Genomic DNA, 22,642 nt, shown 5'->3' on the forward strand with positions numbered 1-22,642 from the left:
ATCGGCGGTGCACCGTTCGCAGCGAAGGAGCTCGCATGACCGATCCGGAGATCCACAAGGGGCTGGCGGGCGTCGTGGTCGACACGACGACCATCTCGTCGGTGAACCCGCAGACCAACTCCCTGCTGTACCGCGGGTACCCGGTCCAGGAGCTGGCCGCGCACTGCTCGTTCGAGGAGGTCGCGTACCTGCTTTGGCACGGCGAGCTGCCGACGGACGATGAGCTCGTCGCGTTCGAATCGCTCGAGCGCTCGCTTCGCCGGCTGGACGACCGCACCCGTCGGGTGCTGGACGACATCCCCGTATCGGCGCACCCGATGGACGCTCTCCGCACCGCGGTCAGCCAGCTCGGCGGTCTGGACGCCACTCTCGAGCAGACGGATGGCGTGCTCGACCGGGACCTCAACGAAGGTCGCGCGCTCTATCTCCTCGCGCAGCTGCCGACGATCGTCGCGTACATCCAGCGCCGCCGTCGCGGCCTCGAGCCCGTGGAACCGCGTGACGATCTCGACTACTCGCGCAACTTCCTCTGGGTCACATTCGGAGAGGTTCCCGACGACGTGGTCGTCGACGCCTTCCGGGTCTCCCTCATCCTCTACGCGGAGCACTCGTTCAACGCGTCCACGTTCACCGCACGGGTGATCGCATCCACGCTCTCCGACGTCTACTCGGCCGTCACCGGAGCCATCGGCGCGTTGAAGGGCCCGCTGCACGGCGGGGCGAACGAGGCGGTCATGCACGCCTTCGACGAGATCGGCACGGCGGATCGTGCGGCCGGGTGGCTGGATGACGCGCTCGCCGAGAAGCGGAAGATCATGGGCTTCGGGCACCGCGTCTACAAGAACGGCGACTCCCGGGTGCCGACGATGCGGGCCGCGCTCGTCACGCTGGTCGACCATTACGGTCGCCAGGACATGCTCGACCTCTACGACGCTCTCGAGAGCGCCATGGGCGAGCGCAAGAACATCAAACCGAACCTCGACTACCCGTCCGGGCCCGCCTATAACCTGATGGGCTTCGACACCGAGACGTTCACCCCGTTGTTCGCCGCCGCGCGCGTCACCGGCTGGACCGCTCACGTGTTCGAGCAGTACGCGGAGAACTCGCTCATCCGGCCGCTCTCGCAGTACACCGGACCCGAGGAGCGCCACCTGGAGCGGTGACGCACTCCACGTGATGCGGCTCAGCGGTAGAGCAACAGCGCGTCGCCCTGTCCGCCGCCACCGCACAGGGCGACAGCGGCTCTGCCCGAGCCGCGGCGTGCCAGTTCGTGCGCCGCGTGCCCCGCCAGGCGGGCACCCGAGGCGCCGATCGGGTGTCCGAGGGCGATGGCACCGCCGTGGACGTTGACGTTCTCCCCGTCCACGCCCAGGTCGGCCATCGACTGGAGCGCGACCGCGGCGAAGGCCTCGTTGATCTCGATCAGGTCGAGGTCGGAGACAGTCCACCCCGCGCGACGAAGAGCGGCGTCGATCGCGTGCGACGGCTGGGAGTGCAGTGAGTTGTCCGGACCCGCGACCTGGCCGCTGGCACCCACCAGGGCGAGCCACGGCAGCCCGAGGCGTTCGGCATTCGAGCGGCTCGTCAGCACGAGGGCCGCTGCCCCGTCGCTGAGCGGCGATGAGTTGCCGGCCGTCAACGTGCCGCCCTCTGCAAAGCTCGGACGCAGTCCGGCGAGCCCCTCCGGCGTCGAGTCCGGCCGCACCCCTTCGTCCGTCGACACGATGACCGGGTCGCCCTTGCGCTGCGGGATCGTCACCGGTGCGATCTCGGCCTCGAACACACCGCTCGAGGCCGCGGCCCCCGCGCGCTGATGCGACCGGGCAGCGAACTCGTCCTGAGCCTGCCGGGTGAGGCCGAGCTTCTCGGTGTACCGCTCGGTGGAGGCGCCCATCGAGATGCCGTCGAACGCGTCGGTCAGCCCGTCGTGGGCGGCCGAGTCGAGCGCCTGGATGGACCCGTAGGTCCAGCCCATCCTCGATCCGGGCAGCACGTGGGGTGCGTTCGTCATCGACTCCTGGCCGCCCGCGACGACGACCGTCGCCTCGCCGGTCCGGATGAGCCGCGCGGCATCGATCACCGCCGCCAGCCCGGACAGGCAGACCTTGTTGATCGTCGTGGCCGGCACATTCCAGCCGATGCCGGCCCCGATCGCCGTCTGCCGCGCGGGGTTCTGCCCTGTCCCGGCCTGGAGCACCTGGCCGAACAGCACGGTGTCCACGGCGTCGGCAGCGATCCCCGACCTCTCGAGCGCCTTCTTCACGGCGATCGTCCCGAGCTGTACCGCACTGAAGGACGCCAGCGTTCCCTTGATCTTCCCCAGCGGGGTGCGGGCGGCGGACAGGATGACGACGTCGTCGGTACTCATGGGCTACTCCTTCGTGCCTGGTCCCTCCATTCTCACACCCGTCACCCGGGTAGGCTTGGGGCTCGTGACCGCACGCGCTTTGATCAAAGACCTGGCTGCTCTTCCCGACGGCCCCGTGAGCGTCGCCGGATGGGTCGAGACCGTCCGCGACCAGAAGAAGGTGCAGTTCGTCGTGCTGCGCGACGAGTCGGGCGCCGTCCAGCTGGTGAACCCGCGCACGGTCGGCGAGGACGGCGCAGTGGTCGCCGACGAGCCCGCCACCACGATCTCCGGTCTCTCGCAGGGCACGTTCGTGCGCGCGTCCGGCGAGCTCAAGCACGACGAGCGCGTCAAGCTCGGCGGTATCGAGATCCGTCTCACCTCGCTCGAGGTCGAGACCGCCGCCATCCCGGAGACTCCCATCGCCGCCGACAGCGGCATCGACAAGCGCATGGACTGGCGCTTCCTCGACCTGCGCGAGCCCCGCCACAACCTGATCTTCCGCGTGCAGACGACGTTCGAGCACGCTCTGCGGCAGTACTGGGTCGACAACGGCTTCGTCGAGATCCACACACCCAAGCTGATGGCCTCGGCCTCCGAGTCGCGCGCCGAGCTGTTCGAGCTGCCCTACTTCGAGACCACCGCCTACCTGGCGCAGAGTCCGCAGATCTTCAAGCAGATGGCGCAGGCGGCCGGCTTCGGCCGCGTGTTCGAGATCGGCCCGGCATTCCGCGCCGACCCCAGCTTCACGAGCCGCCACGCGACCGAGTTCACGAGTGTCGACACCGAGATCAGCTGGATCGACAGTCACGAGGACGTGATGAAGGTGCACGAGGACCTCTTGGTCGCGGGCTTCACCGCGGTCAAGGAGAAGCACGGGGAGGAGATCGAGCGCCTCTTCGGCGTCGAGATCACCGTGCCTTCGACTCCCTTCCCGCGGATCCCTCTCGCCGAGGCCAAGCGCATCGTCGCCGAGCGCGGCTACGAGATCCCGCGCGAGGACGACGACATGGACCCGGAGGGCGAGCGCCAGATCTCCGCCTACGTGAAGGAGGAGTACGGACACGAGTTCGTGTTCCTCACCGACTACGCGGCGAGCATCCGGCCGTACTATCACATGCGTCACCCCGAGGACCCGTCGATCACCCGCAGCTACGACCTCATCTTCAACGGGGTCGAGATCTCGACCGGCGCTCAGCGCGAGCACCGCGTCGACATCCTCGAGAAGCAGGCCGCCGAGAAGGGACTGTCGGTGGAGGAGCTCGAGGACGTCCTCGCCTTCTTCCGGTACGGCATCCCGCCGCACGGCGGTTTCGGGATGGGACTCGCCCGCGTGCTGATGCTCATGCTGCACCTCTCGAACCTCCGCGAGACGACGTACCTCTTCCGCGGGCCGACGCGGCTGACCCCGTAGCACCGGAGCCGCCGACAGGCAGCGCCGTCCAGCTCTCGCCGGCGACCAGGATGTGACCAAGGAACCGCAGCCCGAGCGTCGCTGCGGCCTGATCGAGCCGCCGGGTGAGCATGATGTCGGCGACGGAGGCGTCCAGCACCCCGGACGGATGGTTGTGCGCCACTGCGAACGACCGGCCGCCTCGGGTGAGCACCGCCTGCAGGACGTCGGCGGGCTGCACGGTGGTCTCGTCGACCCCGCCGTCGCGCATGAGCACGAGTTCGATCGGGCGCGCGGCGCGATCGGCCACGACCACGAGGAAGCGCTCGGAGTCGCGGTGAAGCAGCTCGGGTCTGACCACGTCGGCGATGGTCTTGTGGTCGACCAGCCGAGTCCATGCGGACGACGCTCCCGCGCGTCGCCAGATCTCTGTGATCGCGACGAGCCGTCCGGCCGTCGCCGGACCGACGCCGGGCAGCCGCTCGAGACGGGCGAAGTCCATCGTCGCAAGGCCGGGGAATCCTCCCGTGCGGCGAAGGACCGAGCGGGCCAGCGCCAGGACGCTGCGCCCGGTCTGGCCGGAGCCGAGCACCAGCGCGAGCACTTCGTCATCGGTGAGCGACCCGATGCCGAGGCGACGCATCCGCTCGCGTGGGCGGTCGTGGGTGGGGACGTCTGCAAGCGCTTCTCCCTGCTCTTCCTGGTCGGACATGCATCGACGCTATGAACTCTCGAAGGCGTCGGGCCGGCCGGGCAGGAATCTGTGGAGAACTGCTCACAAGACGCTCCCTGTGGACGGTTCCGTTATCCACAGCCGCGCCGCGCTCAGTGAATTCAAGGGAACCTCCTCCGTAGACTGGAGCAGTGGTAGCGAGCCAAGTCCACCTCGTCCGTCATGGCGAGGTGTTCAACCCCGACGGCATCCTGTATGGCAGGCTGCCGGGCTTCGGCCTCTCCAAACTGGGGCACAGGATGGCGCAGGCCGCCGCCGACGAACTGCAGCAGCGGTCCCGGCCGGTCAGTGCGCTCCGCGTGTCGCCGCTCCAGCGCACCCGCGAGTCGGCGGCGCCGATCGCGGCGGCCTTCGGCCTGGAGCCGGTGATCGACGAGGGCATCATCGAGCCGACCAACCGGTTCGAGGGCACCAAGATGAAGCTCGCGGTGCGCAAGCCTGCCTATTGGCCCTACCTGGTGAACCCGCTTCGCCCGAGTTGGGGCGAGGCCTACTCGAGCATCGAGCGCCGGATGCTCGCCGCGGTCGAGCAGGCCTTCGACTCGGTCGAGTCGGGCGATGTCGTGCTGGTCAGCCACCAGCTCCCGATCTGGGTCACGCACCTCTCGGTCGCGGGCGAGCGCTTCCCGCACGACCCCCGGAAGCGCCGCTGCGCCCTCTCCAGCATCACCACGTTCGAGCGTGTGAGCGCAGACGAAGAGAGCACGGACCCCGCCGCCGACAAGACGCGCAGACTGGTCGAGGTCGCGTACGTGGAGCCGGCCGCGAGTCTCCAGACCGCCGCGACGGACGTGGGTGCCGTGTGACCGCCGTGTCTCGCCTCCGCGCCCGCCTGCTCGTTCCTCTCGTCGCCGCGGCCGCCGCCACGACTCTCGTGCTGGCCGGCTGCACCGCCGACGACAGCCTCGCCAAGCAGTACCGCTCCGGGAGCGGGCAGAACTACATCGCGGGCGACGGAACGGTCAGCGAGTACGCCGCCGCCAACCGGGGCGAGCCGGTCTCGTTCGCCGGCACGCTGCAAGACGGAACGAAGGTCTCGTCGTCCGACTATGCGGGCAAAGTCCTCGTCGTCAACTTCTGGTACGCGGGCTGCCCGCCCTGCCGGGTCGAGGCACCCGACCTCCAGTCGCTGAGCCAGAAGTACGCCGCGCAGGGCGTCGACTTCCTCGGTGTCAACCTCTACGACTCCGCCCAGACGGCCGCGAGCTTCGAGAAGGACAAGGGCGTCACGTATCCGTCCGTCCTCGATCGCGACACCGGGTCGGTGCTCCTGGCCTTCAGCAAGACGGTCCCGCCGAAGGCGACGCCGACCACCCTCGTGGTCGACAAGAAGGGCCGGGTGGCCGCGCGCATCCTCGGCGCCATCCCGGGAAAGAGCATCCTCGACACCCTCATCTCCGACGCCGTGGCCGAGCACTGACGTGGGCGACGTCGGTCAGATCGTCTTCAGCGGTCAACTCCTGCTGGCCCTCCCGGTTGCTCTGCTCGCCGGCCTCGTGTCATTCGCGTCGCCATGCGTGCTTCCGCTCGTCCCCGGATACCTCGCGTACGTCGGAGGGATGAGCGACCCGGGCGCGAAGCGCGACAGGTCGCGGGTGCTGACCGGGGTCGCGCTGTTCATCCTCGGCTTCGCAGTCGTCTTCATCGCGTACGGCGCCGCCTTCGGAGCCCTCGGCTTCTGGCTGGTGCGGTGGCAGGAGGTCGTCATCCGCGTGCTCGGCGCGCTCGTGATCGTGATGGGACTGGTCTTCATCGGGCAGTTCTCGTTCCTGCAGCGCACCATCAAGCCGTCGTGGCGCCCGGCCACCGGGCTCATCGGTGCGCCGCTGCTCGGGATCGTCTTCGGGCTGGGATGGACGCCGTGCATCGGCCCGACCCTTGCCGCGATCAGCGCGCTCAGCGTCGGGAGCGGTTCGCCCTGGCGCGGAGCGCTCCTCGGCCTGTTCTACTGCATCGGCCTCGGCATCCCGTTCCTGCTCGTGGCTCTCGGCTTCGATTGGGTGGCGGGATCCGTGGCCTTCCTCAAGCGGCACATCCGTGCCATCAACATCATCGGCGGCGTGCTGCTGGTGGTCATCGGCGTGCTGATGGTCACCGGTCTGTGGAGCGAGCTGATGTCGCAGTTCCTGGCGGTGATCCAAGGTTTTGAGCCGGCCCTCTGATCACATCGACGTCGTCCCTCCCCGGGAGGACCCTGACGTCGTCCAGCCGAGACTCGGTCCCGTCGGCTGGTTGCGCTGGTTCTGGCGTCAGCTGACGAGCATGCGCACGGCGCTGTTCCTCCTGCTGCTGCTGGCGATCGCGGCCGTTCCCGGTTCGCTCGTGCCTCAGCGCAGCTCCGACCCGAACGGCGTCACGAAGTACTTCACCGACAACCCGCAGCTGGCGCCGGTGCTCGACAAGCTCCAGTTCTTCGACGTCTACACCTCTGTGTGGTTCTCGGCGATCTACCTGCTGCTGTTCGCCTCCCTCATCGGGTGCATCATCCCCCGCACGAAGCACCACTTCGACGCGATGCGCGCGAAGCCGCCAAAGACGCCGGTGCGGCTGACGCGCATGGCCGGCTTCCAGTCCCGCACGCTGCCGGAGGCCGTACGCGCGGACGCGCCGGACCCGATCCTGTCCGCGCGCGAGGTGTTGAAGGCGAACCACTATCGGGTGGCGCTCTATCAGGACGCGCGGTCCACGTCCGTCTCTGCCGAGCGCGGATACCTGCGCGAGACCGGCAACCTGGTGTTCCACATCGCCCTGCTCGGGGTGCTGCTCGCCATCGGCGTCGGCGGAGGCTTCGGCTACACCGGGCAGAAGATCGTGGTCGAGGGCCAGAGCTTCGTGAACAGCCTCCCCTCCTACAACTCGTTCAACCCGGGGCGGTTCTTCAGCGACGCCTCCCTCGCGCCGTTCTCGATCGCCGTGGACAAACTCGACGTGCAGTACGAGACCAAGAACCGGGATGCGATCGGGACGCCTCTGGACTACACCGCCCACGTGAAGACCACGGGCCCGGGGGATACGACCTCCGACACGACGATCAAGGTGAACGACCCTCTCGCGATCGGTGGCACGAACGTCTACCTGCTCGGAAACGGATACGCGCCGACCATCACGGTCAAGAACACGGCGGGCAAGGTCGTCTTCAACGACTCGGTCCCCTTCATCCCGCAGGCCGACCCGAACCTCACCTCGCTCGGCTTCGTCAAGATCCCGGATGGGCTGAAGGAGCAGGTCGGCATGATCGGCTTCTTCTACCCGACGGTCACCGCGAGCGAGACGGCGAAGGGGGCGCTGGCGTCGAAGTTCCCGGGGCTGGAGGACCCGGTGCTGAGTCTCAACGTGTACGCAGGGGACCTCGGCGTCGACGACGGCGTCCCGCAATCCGTGTACAGCCTCAACACCGACACGCTGGAGCAGCTGGCCGGACCGCCGACGAAGACCAAGGCCCTCGAGCTCAAGCCTGGCCAGACAGTGGAGCTGCCCAACAAGCTGGGGACCATCACGCTCGACGGGGTGAAGCGGTTCGCCACCCTCGAGGTGCACCACGACCCCGCACAGGTGTGGGTGCTCGTCTTCGCGGTGCTCATCCTCGCCGGCCTGCTGACATCCCTGTTCGTGCCACGTCGCCGGCTGTGGATCAAGGCGATCGAGAACGGGGACGGGTCCCTCACCCTCGAGTACGCCGGGCTCGCGCGCGGCGACGACCCCAATCTCCTGGCCGCGGTCACCGCCGTGGCGGATCAGCATTCTCATGCCCTGACCGGGCGCCCGACGACTTAGGCTGGCATCGTGACCGAAACCCTCGCTCAACTCTCGACCGTGTTCTTGTACGCGGCGATGGGACTCTATGCAGCGGCGTTCATCGCCTTCGCACTCGACCTCGCCCGGCGGGGGGCGAGAGCGACGGCGGCCGAGGCCGCGGTGGTGCCGAGTGCGGTCGCGCGGCGGGCCGAGGCGTCCACTCCGGCGGGGGCGCCCACGACCACGATCATCGGCGACGGACCGGGGGATCCGTCCCCGCCGTCCTCGGCGCTCGGCCGACTGTCATCCCGGATCAGCTCGAAGGTCGAAGACGACCTCGTCAACGGATCGGCGAACTCGGCCTCGATGAGGTGGGCCTTCGTGCTGACCATCGTCGGCTTCGCCTTCCACCTCGTCGCGGTCGTGCTGCGCGGCATCGCGGCAGCGCGGGTCCCGTGGGCGAACATGTGGGAGTTCTCGATGACGGGGACCCTGGTGATCATCGGGGTGTTCCTGGTCGCCAATCTCAAGTGGCAGATCAAGTACATCGGCACCTTCGTCCTCGGGCTGGTCCTCGTGCTGCAGGGCATCGCGCTGTTGCGGTACTACGTGCCGGTGGTGCCGCTTCAGCCGGCGCTCCAGTCGTACTGGCTCGTCATCCACATCATCGTGGCCGTGCTCGGCACGGCGTTCTTCGCTCTCGGGTTCGCCCTGTCGGGTCTGCAACTGTTGCAGTACCGACGCGAACGGCAGGTCGCGGAGTCGCGGCCGCAGCAGTTCAGGTTCCTCGCGACCCTTCCGAACTCGGTGGTGCTGGAGAACCTGGCGTACCGGATCAACATCGTGGGCTTCATCGCCTGGACCTTCACGCTCATCGCCGGCGCGATCTGGGCCGAGAAGGCGTGGGGCCGGTATTGGGGGTGGGACACCAAGGAGGTGTGGACCTTCATCATCTGGGTGATCTATGCCGGATACATCCACGCGCGTGCGACGCGCGGCTGGCGTGGATCGCGTTCCGCATGGCTGGCGATCATCGGATTCGCCGCGGTGCTGTTCAACTTCGGCATCGTGAACGTGTTCTTCCACGGGCTCCACGCCTACTCGGGTCTGTGATCGACCCGGTCCACCCGTGATCGAACCCCCTCGGAGGCCGCCGGCTTCTGGAGGGGGTTCTGTCGTTTCGGGACGACCTGGCGCTGAAGACCCGCGGAATCTCGCGGAAGTCAAGCGCGACACGCCCGGGATGAGGGCTGAATTTGCGAGGCCCGGGAGGCCTGCGTAAAGTACTTACTTGTCACCCCAAAGGTGCGGGAGAGCGGAAGAGCTCCCCGGCCTCAAGCGGGACCAAATCCAAAGCCTAGCGGCAAATCTGAACTTGAATTAGTTCGCTTGCTGCGCTTAGGATTAACACCCACTCACTGAGCAGGTCTAACCGGTCTGGATCGTGTGATTCGGTCGTGCCCACCACATATCGGGCCGACGAGGAACACGGAACGCCGACTTGACAAACTGACTGAGAGTGGTAAGGTAGAGAAGTTGCCTCGCAGAGACAGCCGGAAGGTTGAAAAGCGAGAGCGTCCGATCCTTGAGAACTCAACAGCGTGCACAATGTCAAATGCCAAACAACCTCGGCATTGACCTTCTAGACACAGTCTACTGGTCGATGCGAGATTCCTTTGGATTAGAAACAGAATGTCAGTAGATATTCGAAACTAGTCAAGACAAACTCGCAGTACGAAGGCACATTTCCTGCCTGAGTCTGCACTATGTTTCCGGTCGCTTGCGACTTGGAGCTAAACATTTTACGGAGAGTTTGATCCTGGCTCAGGACGAACGCTGGCGGCGTGCTTAACACATGCAAGTCGAACGATGAACCTGGAGCTTGCTCTAGGGAATTAGTGGCGAACGGGTGAGTAACACGTGAGTAACCTGCCCTTGACTCTGGGATAACCTCCGGAAACGGAAGCTAATACCGGATATGACGCACGGAGGCATCTCCTGTGCGTGGAAAGAACTTCGGTCAAGGATGGACTCGCGGCCTATCAGGTAGTTGGTGAGGTAACGGCCCACCAAGCCTACGACGGGTAGCCGGCCTGAGAGGGTGACCGGCCACACTGGGACTGAGACACGGCCCAGACTCCTACGGGAGGCAGCAGTGGGGAATATTGCACAATGGGCGAAAGCCTGATGCAGCAACGCCGCGTGAGGGATGACGGCCTTCGGGTTGTAAACCTCTTTTAGTAGGGAAGAAGCGAAAGTGACGGTACCTGCAGAAAAAGCACCGGCTAACTACGTGCCAGCAGCCGCGGTAATACGTAGGGTGCGAGCGTTGTCCGGAATTATTGGGCGTAAAGAGCTCGTAGGCGGTCTGTCGCGTCTGCTGTGAAAACCCGAGGCTCAACCTCGGGCTTGCAGTGGGTACGGGCAGACTAGAGTGCGGTAGGGGAGAATGGAATTCCTGGTGTAGCGGTGGAATGCGCAGATATCAGGAGGAACACCGATGGCGAAGGCAGTTCTCTGGGCCGTAACTGACGCTGAGGAGCGAAAGCGTGGGGAGCGAACAGGATTAGATACCCTGGTAGTCCACGCCGTAAACGTTGGGCGCTAGATGTGGGGACCATTCCACGGTTTCCGTGTCGCAGCTAACGCATTAAGCGCCCCGCCTGGGGAGTACGGCCGCAAGGCTAAAACTCAAAGGAATTGACGGGGGCCCGCACAAGCGGCGGAGCATGCGGATTAATTCGATGCAACGCGAAGAACCTTACCAAGGCTTGACATACACGAGAACGGGCCAGAAATGGTCAACTCTTTGGACACTCGTGAACAGGTGGTGCATGGTTGTCGTCAGCTCGTGTCGTGAGATGTTGGGTTAAGTCCCGCAACGAGCGCAACCCTCGTTCTATGTTGCCAGCGCGTAATGGCGGGAACTCATAGGAGACTGCCGGGGTCAACTCGGAGGAAGGTGGGGATGACGTCAAATCATCATGCCCCTTATGTCTTGGGCTTCACGCATGCTACAATGGCCGGTACAAAGGGCTGCAATACCGTAAGGTGGAGCGAATCCCAAAAAGCCGGTCTCAGTTCGGATTGAGGTCTGCAACTCGACCTCATGAAGTCGGAGTCGCTAGTAATCGCAGATCAGCAACGCTGCGGTGAATACGTTCCCGGGCCTTGTACACACCGCCCGTCAAGTCATGAAAGTCGGTAACACCCGAAGCCGGTGGCCCAACCCTTGTGGAGGGAGCCGTCGAAGGTGGGATCGGTGATTAGGACTAAGTCGTAACAAGGTAGCCGTACCGGAAGGTGCGGCTGGATCACCTCCTTTCTAAGGAGCATCTGGCACCCTCGGGTGTCCAGGCGCCGGATCTGAGCGAACGTCTCAGCCGGTTAGCTCATGGGTGGAACATTGACATTGGTGCGGAGCCGAACGGCTCGAACTCAGTACGCCTCTTGCAGGTAGGAACGGTTCGGACCCGGAAGCCCCGCACATGCACGCTGTTGGGTCCTGAGGGACCGGACCTCATCCGAACGGATGAGAACCGAATCCTCTGGACCTTTTCTGGTCGGCCATAACTGGGCCGGCGGAGAAGGTACCGCCCGTACTTTGAGAACTACACAGTGGACGCGAGCATCTTAGATTCGAACCTTCGGGTTCGGATCACAGATCAAAGCAGTACTTCATGTACTGACTTATAGATCATTGGTCAATCTCCTCATCTTCGGATGAGGCGATCGATTCTAAAACTCATGTGATTTCAAGTTTCTAAGAGCAAACGGTGGATGCCTTGGCATCTGGAGCCGAAGAAGGACGTAGTAATCTGCGATAAGCCTCGGGGAGCTGATAAACGAGCTTTGATCCGAGGATCTCCGAATGGGGAAACCCCGCTGGGCCCTTTATGGTGACCCAGTGACTCCCGCCTGAATATATAGGGCGGGTAGAGGGAACGTGGGGAAGTGAAACATCTCAGTACCCACAGGAAGAGAAAGCAAAAGCGATTCCGTTAGTAGTGGCGAGCGAAACCGGAAGAGGCTAAACCGATCATGTGTGATAGCCGGCAGGCGTTGCATGGTCGGGGTTGCGGGACTTTTCAGCAGCTTCTGCCGAACTGCAAGCGTTACAAAGGATGATAGGTGAATGGTATTGAAAGGCCAGCCACAGCGGGTGCCAGCCCCGTAACCGAAATTGTCCAATGGCGCGAGAAGTATCCCAAGTAGCACGGGGCCCGAGAAATCCCGTGTGAATCTGTCAGGACCACCTGATAAGCCTAAATACTCCCAGATGACCGATAGCGGACAAGTACCGTGAGGGAAAGGTGAAAAGTACCCCGGGAGGGGAGTGAAATAGTACCTGAAACCGTTTGCTTACAAACCGTTGGAGCCTCCTTGTAGGGGTGACAGCGTGCCTTTTGAAGAATGAGCCTGCGAGTTAGCGATATGTGGCGAGGTTAACCCGTGAGGGGTAGCCGTAGCGAAAGCGAGTCTGAATAGGGCGATTCAGTCGCATGTCCTAGACCCGAAGCGAAGTGATCTATCCATGGCCAGGTTGAAGCGACGGTAAGACGTCGTGGAGGACCGAACCCACTTAGGTTGAAAACTGAGGGGATGAGCTGTGGATAGGGGTGAAAGGCCAATCAAACTTCGTGATAGCTGGTTCTCTCCGAAATGCATTTAGGTGCAGCGTTGCGTGTTTCTTGCCGGAGGTAGAGCTACTGGATGGCCGATGGGCCCCAAAAGGTTACTGACGTCAGCCAAACTCCGAATGCCGGTAAGTGAGAGCGCAGCAGTGAGACGGTGGGGGATAAGCTTCATCGTCGAGAGGGAAACAACCCAGACCACCAACTAAGGTCCCTAAGCGCGTGCTAAGTGGGAAAGGATGTGGAGTTGCACAGACAACCAGGAGGTTGGCTTAGAAGCAGCCACCCTTGAAAGAGTGCGTAATAGCTCACTGGTCAAGTGATTCCGCGCCGACAATGTAACGGGGCTCAAGCACGCCACCGAAGTTGTGGCATTGACATTATTGGTAGGCCTTCGTGGTCCAGCCGTGTTGATGGGTAGGAGAGCGTCGTGTGGCGAGTGAAGCGGCGGTGTAAACCAGCCGTGGACGCCACACGAGTGAGAATGCAGGCATGAGTAGCGAAAGACGGGTGAGAAACCCGTCCTCCGAAAGACCAAGGGTTCCAGGGCCAGGCTAATCCGCCCTGGGTAAGTCGGGACCTAAGGCGAGGCCGACAGGCGTAGTCGATGGACAACGGGTTGATATTCCCGTACCGGCGAAGAACCGCCCAAGCTAATCCAGTGGTGCTAAGAGTCCTAATCCTGGACACGGATCCCTTCGGGGTGAAGGTCCGGGCCTAACGCTCGACCCCATGCTGGTGCGGCTAGCGTATTAACAGGTGTGACGCAGGAAGGTAGCCCAGCCGGGCGATGGTTGTCCCGGTGTAAGTGTGTAAGCCGAGAGATAGGCAAATCCGTCTCTCACATAGGCCCAGGCACGATGCGTAGTCTTCATTGACGAAATGGGTGATCCTATGCTGCCGAGAAAAGCATCGACGCGAGGTTCCAGCCGCCCGTACCCCAAACCGACTCAGGTGGTCAGGTAGAGAATACCAAGGAGATCGAGAGAATCGTGGTTAAGGAACTCGGCAAAATGCCCCCGTAACTTCGGGAGAAGGGGGGCCTGAGGCGTGAACGGACTTGCTCCGGGAGCGTTTGAAGGCCGCAGAGACCAGTGGGAAGCGACTGTTTACTAAAAACACAGGTCCGTGCCAAGTCGCAAGACGATGTATACGGACTGACGCCTGCCCGGTGCTGGAAGGTTAAGAGGAAGGGTTAGCTTCGGCGAAGCTCAGAATTTAAGCCCCAGTAAACGGCGGTGGTAACTATAACCATCCTAAGGTAGCGAAATTCCTTGTCGGGTAAGTTCCGACCTGCACGAATGGCGTAACGACTTCCCAGCTGTCTCAACCGCGAACTCGGCGAAATTGCACTACGAGTAAAGATGCTCGTTACGCGCAGCAGGACGGAAAGACCCCGTGACCTTTACTACAGCTTGGTATTGGTGTTCGGTGTGGCTTGTGTAGGATAGGTGGGAGACTTTGAAGCCGGCACGCCAGTGTCGGTGGAGTCATTGTTGAAATACCACTCTGGTCACTCTGGATATCTAACTTAGAACCGTAATCCGGTTCAGGGACAGTGCCTGGTGGGTAGTTTAACTGGGGCGGTTGCCTCCCAAAAAGTAACGGAGGCGCCCAAAGGTTCCCTCAACCTGGTTGGCAATCAGGTGTCGAGTGTAAGTGCACAAGGGAGCTTGACTGTGAGACTGACAAGTCGAGCAGGGACGAAAGTCGGGACTAGTGATCCGGCAGTGGCTTGTGGAAGCGCTGTCGCTCAACGGATAAAAGGTACCTCGGGGATAACAGGCTGATCTTGCCCAAGAGTCCATATCGACGGCATGGTTTGGCACCTCGATGTCGGCTCGTCGCATCCTGGGGCTGGAGTAGGTCCCAAGGGTTGGGCTGTTCGCCCATTAAAGCGGTACGCGAGCTGGGTTTAGAACGTCGTGAGACAGTTCGGTCCCTATCCGCTGCGCGCGTAGGAAATTTGAGAGGATCTGACCCTAGTACGAGAGGACCGGGTTGGACGAACCTCTGGTGTGCCAGTTGTTCTGCCAAGAGCACCGCTGGTTAGCTACGTTCGGGATGGATAACCGCTGAAAGCATCTAAGCGGGAAGCCGGCCTCAAGATGAGATTTCCATGCCTTCGGGCGAGAGGCTCCCAGCTAGACTACTGGGTTGATAGGCCGGATGTGGAAGTGGGGACTAAAGACCCATGGAGCTGACCGGTACTAATAAGCCGATAACTTGATAATCACCACTCTCATAAACGTTGTAAGGCAGCTATGAGGGGCCAAGATTGTTCGCGTCCACTATGTGGTTCTCGATGTACGGTCGAGAACTGATTCGAGCTAACGCTCGACGTTCACTTTGATACATCAATAGTGTTTCGGCGGCCATAGCGAGAGGGAAACGCCCGGTTACATTCCGAACCCGGAAGCTAAGACTCTCTGCGCCGATGGTACTGCAGGGGGGACCCTGTGGGAGAGTAGGACACCGCCGGACTTCTTTGTGAGATGGCCACCCAGTGATGGGTGGCCATTTCGCGTTAACGGGGTCGTACAGTTCCGAAGCAGTGGCGGCGATCGACCCCGCCGATTTCGACAGGAGAAGCCGTGAGCGAGACACCGGCAGACGACAACACCCGTAACGACCGCGACGGTCGCGGTTCGCAGTCGAACCGCCCGGAGCGCAGCGATGGGCGACGCCCGTCCAGCAGCTCGTCCGGCGGAAGGCCGCGCGCGGGTGGCGCGTCGAGGGATCGCTCGGCGGCGGCTGGCGGCGGATCGTGGCGTGGCGGTCGCCCGTCCGGATCCGGCGACGGCGAGAACCGCCGCGGCGGAGGATCGAGGCCGGACCGCGGGTACCGCGGCCGCGACGACCAGGGCGCGAGCCGGACCCGTGATGGCCAGCGCGACGGCGGGTACCGGGGGCGGGACGGCAAGTCTGGTGGTCACGACCGTCGCGATGGCCAGGGCGGCGGCGGATACCGCGGCCGCGACGGCCAGCGGGCTGACGGCTATCGTGCTCGCGACGGCCAGAGTGGCGGCGGATACCGTGGGCGTCCCGGTCAGGGCGCCGGTGCATCCCGGGACCGCGATGGTCAAGGCGGCGGCTACCGTGGCCGCGACGGCAAGGGATCCGGCGGATACCGCGGACGCGACGGTCAGGGCGCGGGCTATCGGGGACGCGACGGTCAGGGCGGCGGTTACCGCGGGCGCGACGATCGGGGCGCAGCGCCCCGACGCGACGGGGAGGGAAGGCCTCAGCGCTCTGGAGGCTCGCGTGACGGTCGACCGCCGCAGGGCGAGCGCAAGCCGTGGTCGGCGGGATCGCGGGCGGGCGCTCCGCGCCGCGACGACAAGCTGTGGACCCGTGACGGACGCCCCGCGCGCGGTGACCGCGACGCTCGCGACCAGGACACCCGGAGCGAGGAGGAGTTCCGGCTGTCGCGGGAACTGCAGTCGGTTCGTCCGCGCCACGACGATCCTGACATCCCGGACGACGTGCAGGCCCGCGACCTTCCCGGCGAGGCTCGCGTCGAACTCAAGACGCTGAGCAAGGACAACTCGGACTGGGTGGCGAAGCACCTCGTGATGGCCGGCCGCCTGATCGAGACCGATCCGGTCGCGGCTCACAATCACGCGCTGTCCGCCGCGCGTCGGGCGGGCAGGGTGGCCGTGGTTCGTGAGACGTTGGCGATCACCGCGTACGCCACCGGCGACTTCGCGCTCGCCCTCCGCGAGCTCCGCACGTATCGCCGCATCTCCGGCTCGAACGACCAGCTGCCGCTGATGGTCGACAGCGAGCGCGGCGTGGGCCGCCCCGATCGGGCGCTCGAGCTGGGTCGCTCGGTCGACCGTGCGACCCTCCACGCCGACGTGCAGGTATCGCTCGCGATCGCCATGTCGGGCGCCCGCCTCGACCTCGGTCAGCCGGAGGCCGCACTCGCCGAGCTAGAGATCCCGCAGCTCGACCCCGACCGCGCGTTCAGCTACAGCGCGGACCTGTTCCACGCGTACGCCGAGGTTCTCGAGGAGCTCGGCCGGACTGCGGACGCCGAAGGCTGGCGCGAGCGGGCGGCCAGAGCGGAGGAGGCCCTGGTCGAGGCCGGCCTGATGGACGAGCACGAGACCGTCGACATCGTCGAGGAGGAGCTCGACCTCGTCGAGGCCGAGGAGGAGCCCGCAGCTGAGGACGAGCAGGGTGTGGAGGCGTCCGCGCCCGACGAGGAGGATGAGCCCGACGATGGCACTGTTCCGACGGAGCACTGAGATGCGCACGCCGCTCGACGGTGTCGACCTGGTCCTCGCGGATCTCGACGGCGTCGTCTACAAGGGCCCTGACGCCATCCCTCACGCCGTCGGCAGCCTCAACGCCGTCGCTGAAACCGTGCGAGTCGGTTACATTACGAACAACGCGTCGCGCACGGATGCGGCCGTCGCCGGTCATCTCAGCGACCTCGGCCTCCACGTCCAGCCGTCAGATGTCGTCACCTCACCACAGGCGGCCGTGAGGCTGCTGGGCCAGCACGTCCCCGCCGGGTCGGCCGTCCTGGTGGTCGGCGGCGACGGGCTCGTCGACGAGGTGCAGAAGGGCGGCTTCACGGTCACCCGCTCCGCCGACGACGATCCGGCAGCCGTGATCCAGGGCTTCGCGCCGGAGGTCGGCTGGGAGCAGCTGGCCGAGGCCGCCTTCGCGTTGCAGGGGCGGACCGATGCCGAACGACCGTGGATCGCGACGAACACCGACTGGACCATCCCGGTCAAGCGAGGCATCGCCCCGGGGAACGGCACGCTCGTCTCGGCCGTGCACACGGCGGTCGGGCGCCTGCCGATCGTCGCAGGGAAGCCCGAGCGGGCCATCTTCGACGAGGCGGTCGCTCGTTTCGGTGCGCACAAGCCGCTGTTCATCGGCGACCGCCTCGACACCGACGTGCTCGGTGCGAACCGCGCCGGCATCGACTCGGTGCTGGTGCTGACCGGCATCGACCGGGCCAAGCAGCTGCTCGCCGCGGACGCCGACTCCCGGCCCACGTACATGCTGGAGGACCTGCGCGGCCTCAGCGAGCCGTACCCCGAGGTTCGGACCGCGCGGAACGGCGCCGTGACCGTTCGGCACGCGACCGTGGCGATCGAGGGCAACGAGGTCTGCATCCTCTCGGAGGGTTCGGACGAGGTCGACCTGCTGCGCGCGGCGTGTGCGGCGATCTGGGGTTCCGGGCGGCCGATCTACGCGCTCGAGGTTCCGGAGCGCCTCTACACCTGACGCCTTCCGGGCACTCGACTCAGAGCGCGGTCGTCCGTTCGACGAGGCGGTAGCACCGGCGTACCCGGTCGAGCCACCAGGCCGTGCGGTCCTCGTCGGCGCTGAGCGCGTCCAATCGTGCCGACGACACCGCCGGGCGCACTACCGGGATGGCGCCGTCGCGCGGCAGGAGGGGCTCGTCGGCCACATCCTGCACGAACATCGCGACGGTGCCCAGGCCGCAGTCGAACTCGAGCTCCGGGAGGGTCGCCGCGAGGTGTGCTCCCATCGCGATTCCTACCGAGGTGTCGATCGCGCTGGAGACCACTGCCGGCAGGCCGGCCGCAGCGACGATGCGGCTCGCGGAGTGGACGCCGCCGAGAGGCTGGGCCTTCACCACGAGGACGTCCGCTGCACCGGCCCGAGCGACGGCGAGGGGGTCGGCCGCCTTGCGGACGCTCTCGTCGGCGGCGACCGGGATCCCCATGTAGTGGATGCGGCGGCGCAGCTCGGCCAGGTCGTCGACCGTCGCGCACGGCTGCTCGACGTACTCGAGGTCGAACGGCGCGAGCGCGTGGACCGCGTGCTCGGCCTCGTCGAGGTTCCACAGGGCGTTGGCGTCGACGCGGATGCGCCCCTCCGGCCCGAGTGCGTCGCGGACCGCTCGGACGCGTGCCACGTCGTCGGCGAGAGTCTGTCCCGGCTCGGCGACCTTGACCTTGGCGGTACGTGCGCCAGGGTACCGAGCGAGGACGGAGGCGACCTGTTCCGCTTCGACGGCCGGGATCGTGGCGTTGACCGGGATGCTGTCCCGGAGGGGCGGCGGCGTCGCGCGCCAGCCGAAGTCGATCGCGGCGTGCAGCCAGGCGGAAGCCTCGGCGTCGTCGTACTCGACGAACGGGGAGAACTCGGTCCAGCCTTCCGGTCCTTCGAAGAGGACGGCCTCGCGCACCGTGATCCCGCGGAACCGCGTCGTCATCGGCAGCGACACGACCCGCGAAGTTGATAACAGGCCGGCGAGCTCGGGCAACATTCCACAAGTTTTGCACGCGAGGGCCGGGGCGGAACCCCGAACCGTAGTCTGGATCCATGCAAGCGGACGTCTCAGAACTCTTCGACCCCGGCGCCTGGCGGGAGGTCCCCGGCTTCGACGGGCTGACCGACATCACCTACCACCACGATCTCAGCGGACGGATCGCCCGGGTGGCGTTCAACCGGCCCGAGGTGCGCAATGCCTTCCGGCCGCACACGGTCGACGAGTTGTACGCCACGCTCGAGGATGCGCGCACCAACTCGGCGATCGGGGTCGTGCTCCTCACGGGCAACGGGCCGAGTCCGAAAGACGGCGGCTGGGCGTTCTGCTCGGGAGGCGACCAGCGCATCCGCGGGCGCGACGGCTACAAGTATGCGGAGGGCGAGACGGCGTCGAGCATCGATGCGGCACGGGGCGGCCGGCTGCACATCCTCGAGGTGCAGCGTCTCATCCGCTTCATGCCCAAGGTCGTGATCGCCGTCGTCCCCGGGTGGGCGGCGGGGGGCGGCCATTCGCTGCATGTGGTGTGCGACCTGACGATCGCGAGTGAGGAGCACGGCCGGTTCAAGCAGACGGATGCCGACGTCGGCTCGTTCGACGCCGGGTACGGGTCTGCGTACTTCGCCCGGCAGGTGGGGCAGAAGTTCGGCCGGGAGGTGTTCTTCCTCGCCCGGGAGTACTCGGCTCAGCGCGCCTACGAGAGGGGAGCGGTGAATGCCGTCGTACCGCACGCCGAGCTCGAGACGGTCGCGCTGGAGTGGGCGAACGAGATCCTCACGAAGTCGCCGACCGCGATCCGGATGCTCAAGTACGCCTTCAACGCCGTCGACGACGGACTGGTCGGTCAGCAGCTGTTCGCCGGAGAGGCGACGCGGCTGGCCTACGGCACCGACGAAGCGGTCGAGGGGCGCGACGCGTTCCTGCAGAAGCGGGAGCCGGACTGGTCGCCGTTCCCGTGGCAGTACTGAGGAGCGAGCCGTGACGCGGGCGGTGCGGGTGGTCGACTCGTCGCGGCCGGAGGAGGTCTTCGCCGCGATCGCCGATGCGCTGGCGGGGGGCGGGCCGGCCGTTGTGCCGCGTGCGGGCGACGGTGCCGTGGCCGGGTGGCCGGAGCTGGAGGATCGGGTGGCGCAGAACGTGGCGCTCGTCATCGAGACCTCCGGATCGACGGGCGTGCCCAAGCGGGTCGCGTTGTCGACGGACGCGCTCCTCGCCAGCGCTGCGGCCTCGGCAGGCGCGCTGGGCGGACAAGGACAGTGGGTACTGGCGCTGCCGTCGCACTATGTCGCCGGAGCCCAGGTGCTCGTCCGGTCGTTGGCCGCCGAGACGGAGCCCGTCGTGTACGGAACCGGGCATTTCGACGCCGAGCGGTTCGCAGAAGCGGCCGAGTCCTTGCGGCACGATCTCCGGTACACCTCGCTGGTTCCCGTGCAGCTGTCGCGCCTGATCGAGGCGGTCGAGGCCGGGTCGCGCCGGGTCGGGTCGGCTCTGCGGGGGTTCGACGGAATCCTGGTCGGAGGGCAGGCGCTCGCGCCGGCGCTGCGGGAGCGGGCGCTCCAGCTCGGCGCGCGGATCGTGACGACCTATGGTTCCAGCGAGACGGCCGGAGGGTGCGTCTACGACGGGGTGCCGATCGGCACGACGGTCGTTCGCGAGAACGCGGGACAGCTGGAGATCAGCGGGCCGTCGCTGGCGGAAGGGTACGTGGGCGACGCGGAGCGGACGGCCGCCGCCTTCGTCGAACATGACGGGGTTCGGTGGTACCGCACGGGAGATGTGGGACGCGTGGATGAGGACGGGCGCGTGACGGTGCTCGGCCGGTCGGACAACGTGATCATCTCGGGGGGCGAAAAGGTGCTGCTCGATTCCGTGGAGCAGGCCGTGCAGGAGCTGACCGGGTTCGAGCACGCGGTCGTGGTGGCGGTCGATGACGCCGAGTGGGGACAGGTTCCGGTCGTCGTGCTGGAAGGGGTCGCGCCCGACGGCCTCGCCACAGTTCGCGACCATGTCGCAGGACGGGTCGGCCGCGCGGGCGCGCCCGCGCGCATCGTCCGGGTCGCGAGCATGCCGCGGTTGGCGAGTGGCAAGCCCGATCGGGTCGCGCTTGCGGACATCGCCGCAGCCGCCGCGGGCGGGACGGCTTAGCCGATGTTGTTACGATTCGCACTGTGATGAGTCAGAACAAGCCACGCATGGAGAGGATGGCGCCGCCGACGTCCCGCGGCCCGCGAGGCGGGAAGAGCGGACGCCCCGGGGCTGCCGCTGCTCCGGCCAAGCCGGCGACGACCGCCGACTGGATCGCCGGCGCCCGCCTCCGGACCCTTCCGCTGGCCGTCGCGCCCGTCCTCATCGGTGTCGGAGCGGCGAAGGTCGCGGAGGACCCCGGGGTGTGGCATCCGGTGCGTGCGCTGCTCTGCCTGGCCGTGGCGGTCCTGCTGCAGATCGGCGTCAACTACGCGAACGACTACTCCGACGGCATCCGCGGGACCGACCAGTTCCGGGTCGGACCGGGTCGCCTGACCGGGTCCGGCAAGGCAGCGCCTCGAACCGTGCTGGCCGTCGCGCTGGTCTTCTTCGGCCTGGCAGCCGTCGCCGGCCTGATCCTGGTGCTGCTCACGCAGCACTGGTGGGTCCTCCTGGTGGGCGCTGCGGCGATCGCGGCGGCCTGGTTCTACACCGGCGGCAAGCGTCCCTACGGCTACTACGGTCTCGGCGAGGTTTTCGTCTTCGTCTTCTTCGGCCTCGTCGCCACAGCGGGCACGACGTACATGCTCGCCGGTCTGGTCAACCAGGAGGCATGGTACGGCGCCGTCATCGCAGGCCTCATCGCCTGCGCCGTGCTCATGGTCAACAACATCCGCGACATCGAGCCGGACCGCCAGGCGCGCAAGCGGACCCTCGCGGTCCTGCTCGGCAACGTCGCGTCCCGGATCGTGTTCTGCGTACTGCTCCTGGTGCCGTTCGGCATCCTCGCGGTGATCGCGCTGCTCTACCCGTTCGCCTGGTTCGGGATGTTCGCCCTGCTCGCCGCGTTGCCGGCGTGCGTGATCACGCTCTTCGCCAAGACACCGCGAGAACTGGTCACCGCTCTGCAGCTGACCAGCATCACGGGGTTGCTCGTGGGGATCGCGCTCGGCGCGGCGTACGCCTTCTGACCGGAGGCAACGCCGCCGGAGGTCAGGCGGCCGTGAGTCAGGCTGCCGAGCCGCCTGAGTTCGAGCGGTGCGCGTCGGTGCTATCGGCAGAAGTGCCGTCGACCGCGGCATCCTCGACGTCGTCGTCCTCCGAGCGGACCGGCTTGTCGCGATGGCGGACGGCGTACAGATCGGAGGACACGGCGTTCCGCGGGCGGCTCAGGAAGATGTACGACAGGCACAAGCCGATGAGCGCCGCGGCGATGACCGCGAGCCACCAGACGACACCCACGAGAAGCAGGATCGCCAGGGGCACCGCGAACACCAGAAGGCGCAGCACGGTGTAGGTGATCCAAGAGGGAATCCGCTTCACCCTCCCAGCTTAGAGACCGTCTCTGAGAGTTACG

The 22,642-nt window shown here is 65.7% G+C and carries 17 protein-coding genes and 3 rRNA genes; 16 read left to right on the forward strand and 4 right to left on the reverse strand.

The features are described 5' to 3' along the window. Positions 1-35: 35 nt before the first annotated feature. Positions 36-1,163 carry a bifunctional 2-methylcitrate synthase/citrate synthase gene (locus tag HNO83_RS10640; protein ID WP_175337512.1) on the forward strand — a complete coding sequence of 376 codons (1,128 nt, stop codon included), beginning with the start codon at positions 36-38 and terminating at the stop codon, positions 1,161-1,163. 20 nt (positions 1,164-1,183) lie between these two features. Here HNO83_RS10640 and HNO83_RS10645 read toward each other — a convergent pair whose 3' ends face one another. Next, positions 1,184-2,368, reverse strand: coding sequence for an acetyl-CoA C-acetyltransferase (locus HNO83_RS10645; protein WP_175337513.1), 1,185 nt, complete (start codon positions 2,366-2,368; stop codon positions 1,184-1,186). A 64-nt stretch (positions 2,369-2,432) separates the two neighbouring features. Here HNO83_RS10645 and aspS point away from each other — a divergent pair, with 64 nt between their 5' ends. Next, positions 2,433-3,761: an aspartate--tRNA(Asn) ligase gene (gene aspS / locus HNO83_RS10650; RefSeq protein WP_349627133.1), complete on the forward strand. Its 1,329-nt coding sequence runs from the start codon at positions 2,433-2,435 to the stop codon at positions 3,759-3,761. Here aspS and HNO83_RS10655 read toward each other — a convergent pair. Beyond that, a complete protein-coding gene (locus HNO83_RS10655; protein ID WP_175337514.1) occupies positions 3,691-4,452 on the reverse strand; it encodes a JAB domain-containing protein in 762 nt (253 codons plus the stop codon). The two genes, aspS and HNO83_RS10655, sit on opposite strands and share 71 nt — an antisense overlap. Positions 4,453-4,604: 152 nt before the next feature. Between HNO83_RS10655 and HNO83_RS10660 the strand changes: the two genes are divergently transcribed. The 11 genes from HNO83_RS10660 to HNO83_RS10705 all read left to right on the forward strand — a co-directional run bounded on the left by HNO83_RS10660 (position 4,605) and on the right by HNO83_RS10705 (position 18,089). Continuing rightward, positions 4,605-5,279 (forward strand): histidine phosphatase family protein, encoded by a 675-nt coding sequence (locus tag HNO83_RS10660; protein WP_175337515.1) that lies wholly within the window; start codon positions 4,605-4,607, stop codon positions 5,277-5,279. After that, positions 5,276-5,893, forward strand: a complete 618-nt coding sequence (locus tag HNO83_RS10665; protein ID WP_175337516.1) for a TlpA disulfide reductase family protein — start codon at positions 5,276-5,278, stop codon at positions 5,891-5,893. The genes HNO83_RS10660 and HNO83_RS10665 overlap by 4 nt, the downstream gene beginning before the upstream one ends. Before the next feature lies 1 nt (position 5,894). After that, entirely contained in the window at positions 5,895-6,635 is a 741-nt protein-coding gene (locus HNO83_RS10670; protein ID WP_175337517.1) for a cytochrome c biogenesis CcdA family protein, read from the forward strand. Beyond that, complete coding sequence (resB, locus tag HNO83_RS10675; protein ID WP_175337518.1) at positions 6,619-8,247, forward strand: cytochrome c biogenesis protein ResB; 1,629 nt, start codon at positions 6,619-6,621, stop codon at positions 8,245-8,247. The genes HNO83_RS10670 and resB overlap by 17 nt, the downstream gene beginning before the upstream one ends. A 9-nt stretch (positions 8,248-8,256) precedes the next feature. Further along, positions 8,257-9,321, forward strand: a complete 1,065-nt coding sequence (ccsB, locus tag HNO83_RS10680; protein ID WP_175337519.1) for a c-type cytochrome biogenesis protein CcsB — start codon at positions 8,257-8,259, stop codon at positions 9,319-9,321. A 688-nt stretch (positions 9,322-10,009) separates the two neighbouring features. After that, positions 10,010-11,533, forward strand: a 16S ribosomal RNA gene (locus HNO83_RS10685). Positions 11,534-11,961: 428 nt separating this feature from the next. Then, a 23S ribosomal RNA gene (locus HNO83_RS10690) occupies positions 11,962-15,076 on the forward strand. Between the two features lie 133 nt (positions 15,077-15,209). Next, positions 15,210-15,326, forward strand: a 5S ribosomal RNA gene (gene rrf / locus HNO83_RS10695). The 16S, 23S and 5S rRNA genes sit together here, the layout of an rRNA operon. 444 nt (positions 15,327-15,770) lie before the next feature. Beyond that, on the forward strand, positions 15,771-16,379 hold the full coding sequence (locus HNO83_RS20335) for a hypothetical protein (protein ID WP_249776691.1): 609 nt from the start codon (positions 15,771-15,773) through the stop codon (positions 16,377-16,379). Beyond that, positions 16,328-17,095, forward strand: coding sequence for a tetratricopeptide repeat protein (locus HNO83_RS20110; RefSeq protein ID WP_349627134.1), 768 nt, complete (start codon positions 16,328-16,330; stop codon positions 17,093-17,095). Before HNO83_RS20335 ends, HNO83_RS20110 begins: the two co-directional genes overlap by 52 nt. Next, entirely contained in the window at positions 17,070-18,089 is a 1,020-nt protein-coding gene (locus HNO83_RS10705) for an HAD-IIA family hydrolase (RefSeq protein WP_175337521.1), read from the forward strand. Before HNO83_RS20110 ends, HNO83_RS10705 begins: the two co-directional genes overlap by 26 nt. A gap of 19 nt (positions 18,090-18,108) precedes the next feature. On the opposite strand, the gene HNO83_RS10710 is transcribed toward HNO83_RS10705, so the two are convergent. Further along, a complete protein-coding gene (locus tag HNO83_RS10710; RefSeq protein WP_175337522.1) occupies positions 18,109-19,101 on the reverse strand; it encodes an o-succinylbenzoate synthase in 993 nt (330 codons plus the stop codon). Positions 19,102-19,157: 56 nt separating this feature from the next. Here HNO83_RS10710 and HNO83_RS10715 point away from each other — a divergent pair, with 56 nt between their 5' ends. Genes HNO83_RS10715 through HNO83_RS10725 form a run of 3 tightly spaced genes read left to right on the forward strand, consistent with a single transcriptional unit; the run spans position 19,158 to position 22,256 of the window. Beyond that, a complete protein-coding gene (locus tag HNO83_RS10715) occupies positions 19,158-20,069 on the forward strand; it encodes a 1,4-dihydroxy-2-naphthoyl-CoA synthase (RefSeq protein ID WP_175337523.1) in 912 nt (303 codons plus the stop codon). Between the two features lie 10 nt (positions 20,070-20,079). After that, positions 20,080-21,246, forward strand: coding sequence for an AMP-binding protein (locus tag HNO83_RS10720; RefSeq protein ID WP_502708432.1), 1,167 nt, complete (start codon positions 20,080-20,082; stop codon positions 21,244-21,246). Positions 21,247-21,272: 26 nt separating this feature from the next. Beyond that, a complete protein-coding gene (locus tag HNO83_RS10725; protein WP_175337524.1) occupies positions 21,273-22,256 on the forward strand; it encodes a 1,4-dihydroxy-2-naphthoate polyprenyltransferase in 984 nt (327 codons plus the stop codon). A gap of 37 nt (positions 22,257-22,293) precedes the next feature. On the opposite strand, the gene HNO83_RS10730 is transcribed toward HNO83_RS10725, so the two are convergent. After that, positions 22,294-22,608 (reverse strand): DUF4229 domain-containing protein, encoded by a 315-nt coding sequence (locus HNO83_RS10730; protein WP_349627136.1) that lies wholly within the window; start codon positions 22,606-22,608, stop codon positions 22,294-22,296. Positions 22,609-22,642 lie beyond the last annotated feature (34 nt).

The sequence above is a fragment of the Leifsonia sp. C5G2 genome, assembly GCF_013359685.1.
Classification (GTDB): Bacteria; Actinomycetota; Actinomycetes; order Actinomycetales; family Microbacteriaceae; genus Leifsonia.

Coding starts and splice junctions, on each gene's coding strand:
- HNO83_RS10705 (WP_175337521.1), top strand. CDS start 17,070: ATGGCACTGTTCCGACGGAGCACTGAGATGCGCACGCCGCTCGACGGT.
- HNO83_RS10640 (WP_175337512.1), top strand. CDS start 36: ATGACCGATCCGGAGATCCACAAGGGGCTGGCGGGCGTCGTGGTCGAC.
- HNO83_RS10645 (WP_175337513.1), bottom strand. CDS start 2,368: ATGAGTACCGACGACGTCGTCATCCTGTCCGCCGCCCGCACCCCGCTG.
- HNO83_RS10725 (WP_175337524.1), top strand. CDS start 21,273: ATGAGTCAGAACAAGCCACGCATGGAGAGGATGGCGCCGCCGACGTCC.
- HNO83_RS10715 (WP_175337523.1), top strand. CDS start 19,158: ATGCAAGCGGACGTCTCAGAACTCTTCGACCCCGGCGCCTGGCGGGAG.
- HNO83_RS10710 (WP_175337522.1), bottom strand. CDS start 19,101: ATGTTGCCCGAGCTCGCCGGCCTGTTATCAACTTCGCGGGTCGTGTCG.
- HNO83_RS10655 (WP_175337514.1), bottom strand. CDS start 4,452: ATGTCCGACCAGGAAGAGCAGGGAGAAGCGCTTGCAGACGTCCCCACC.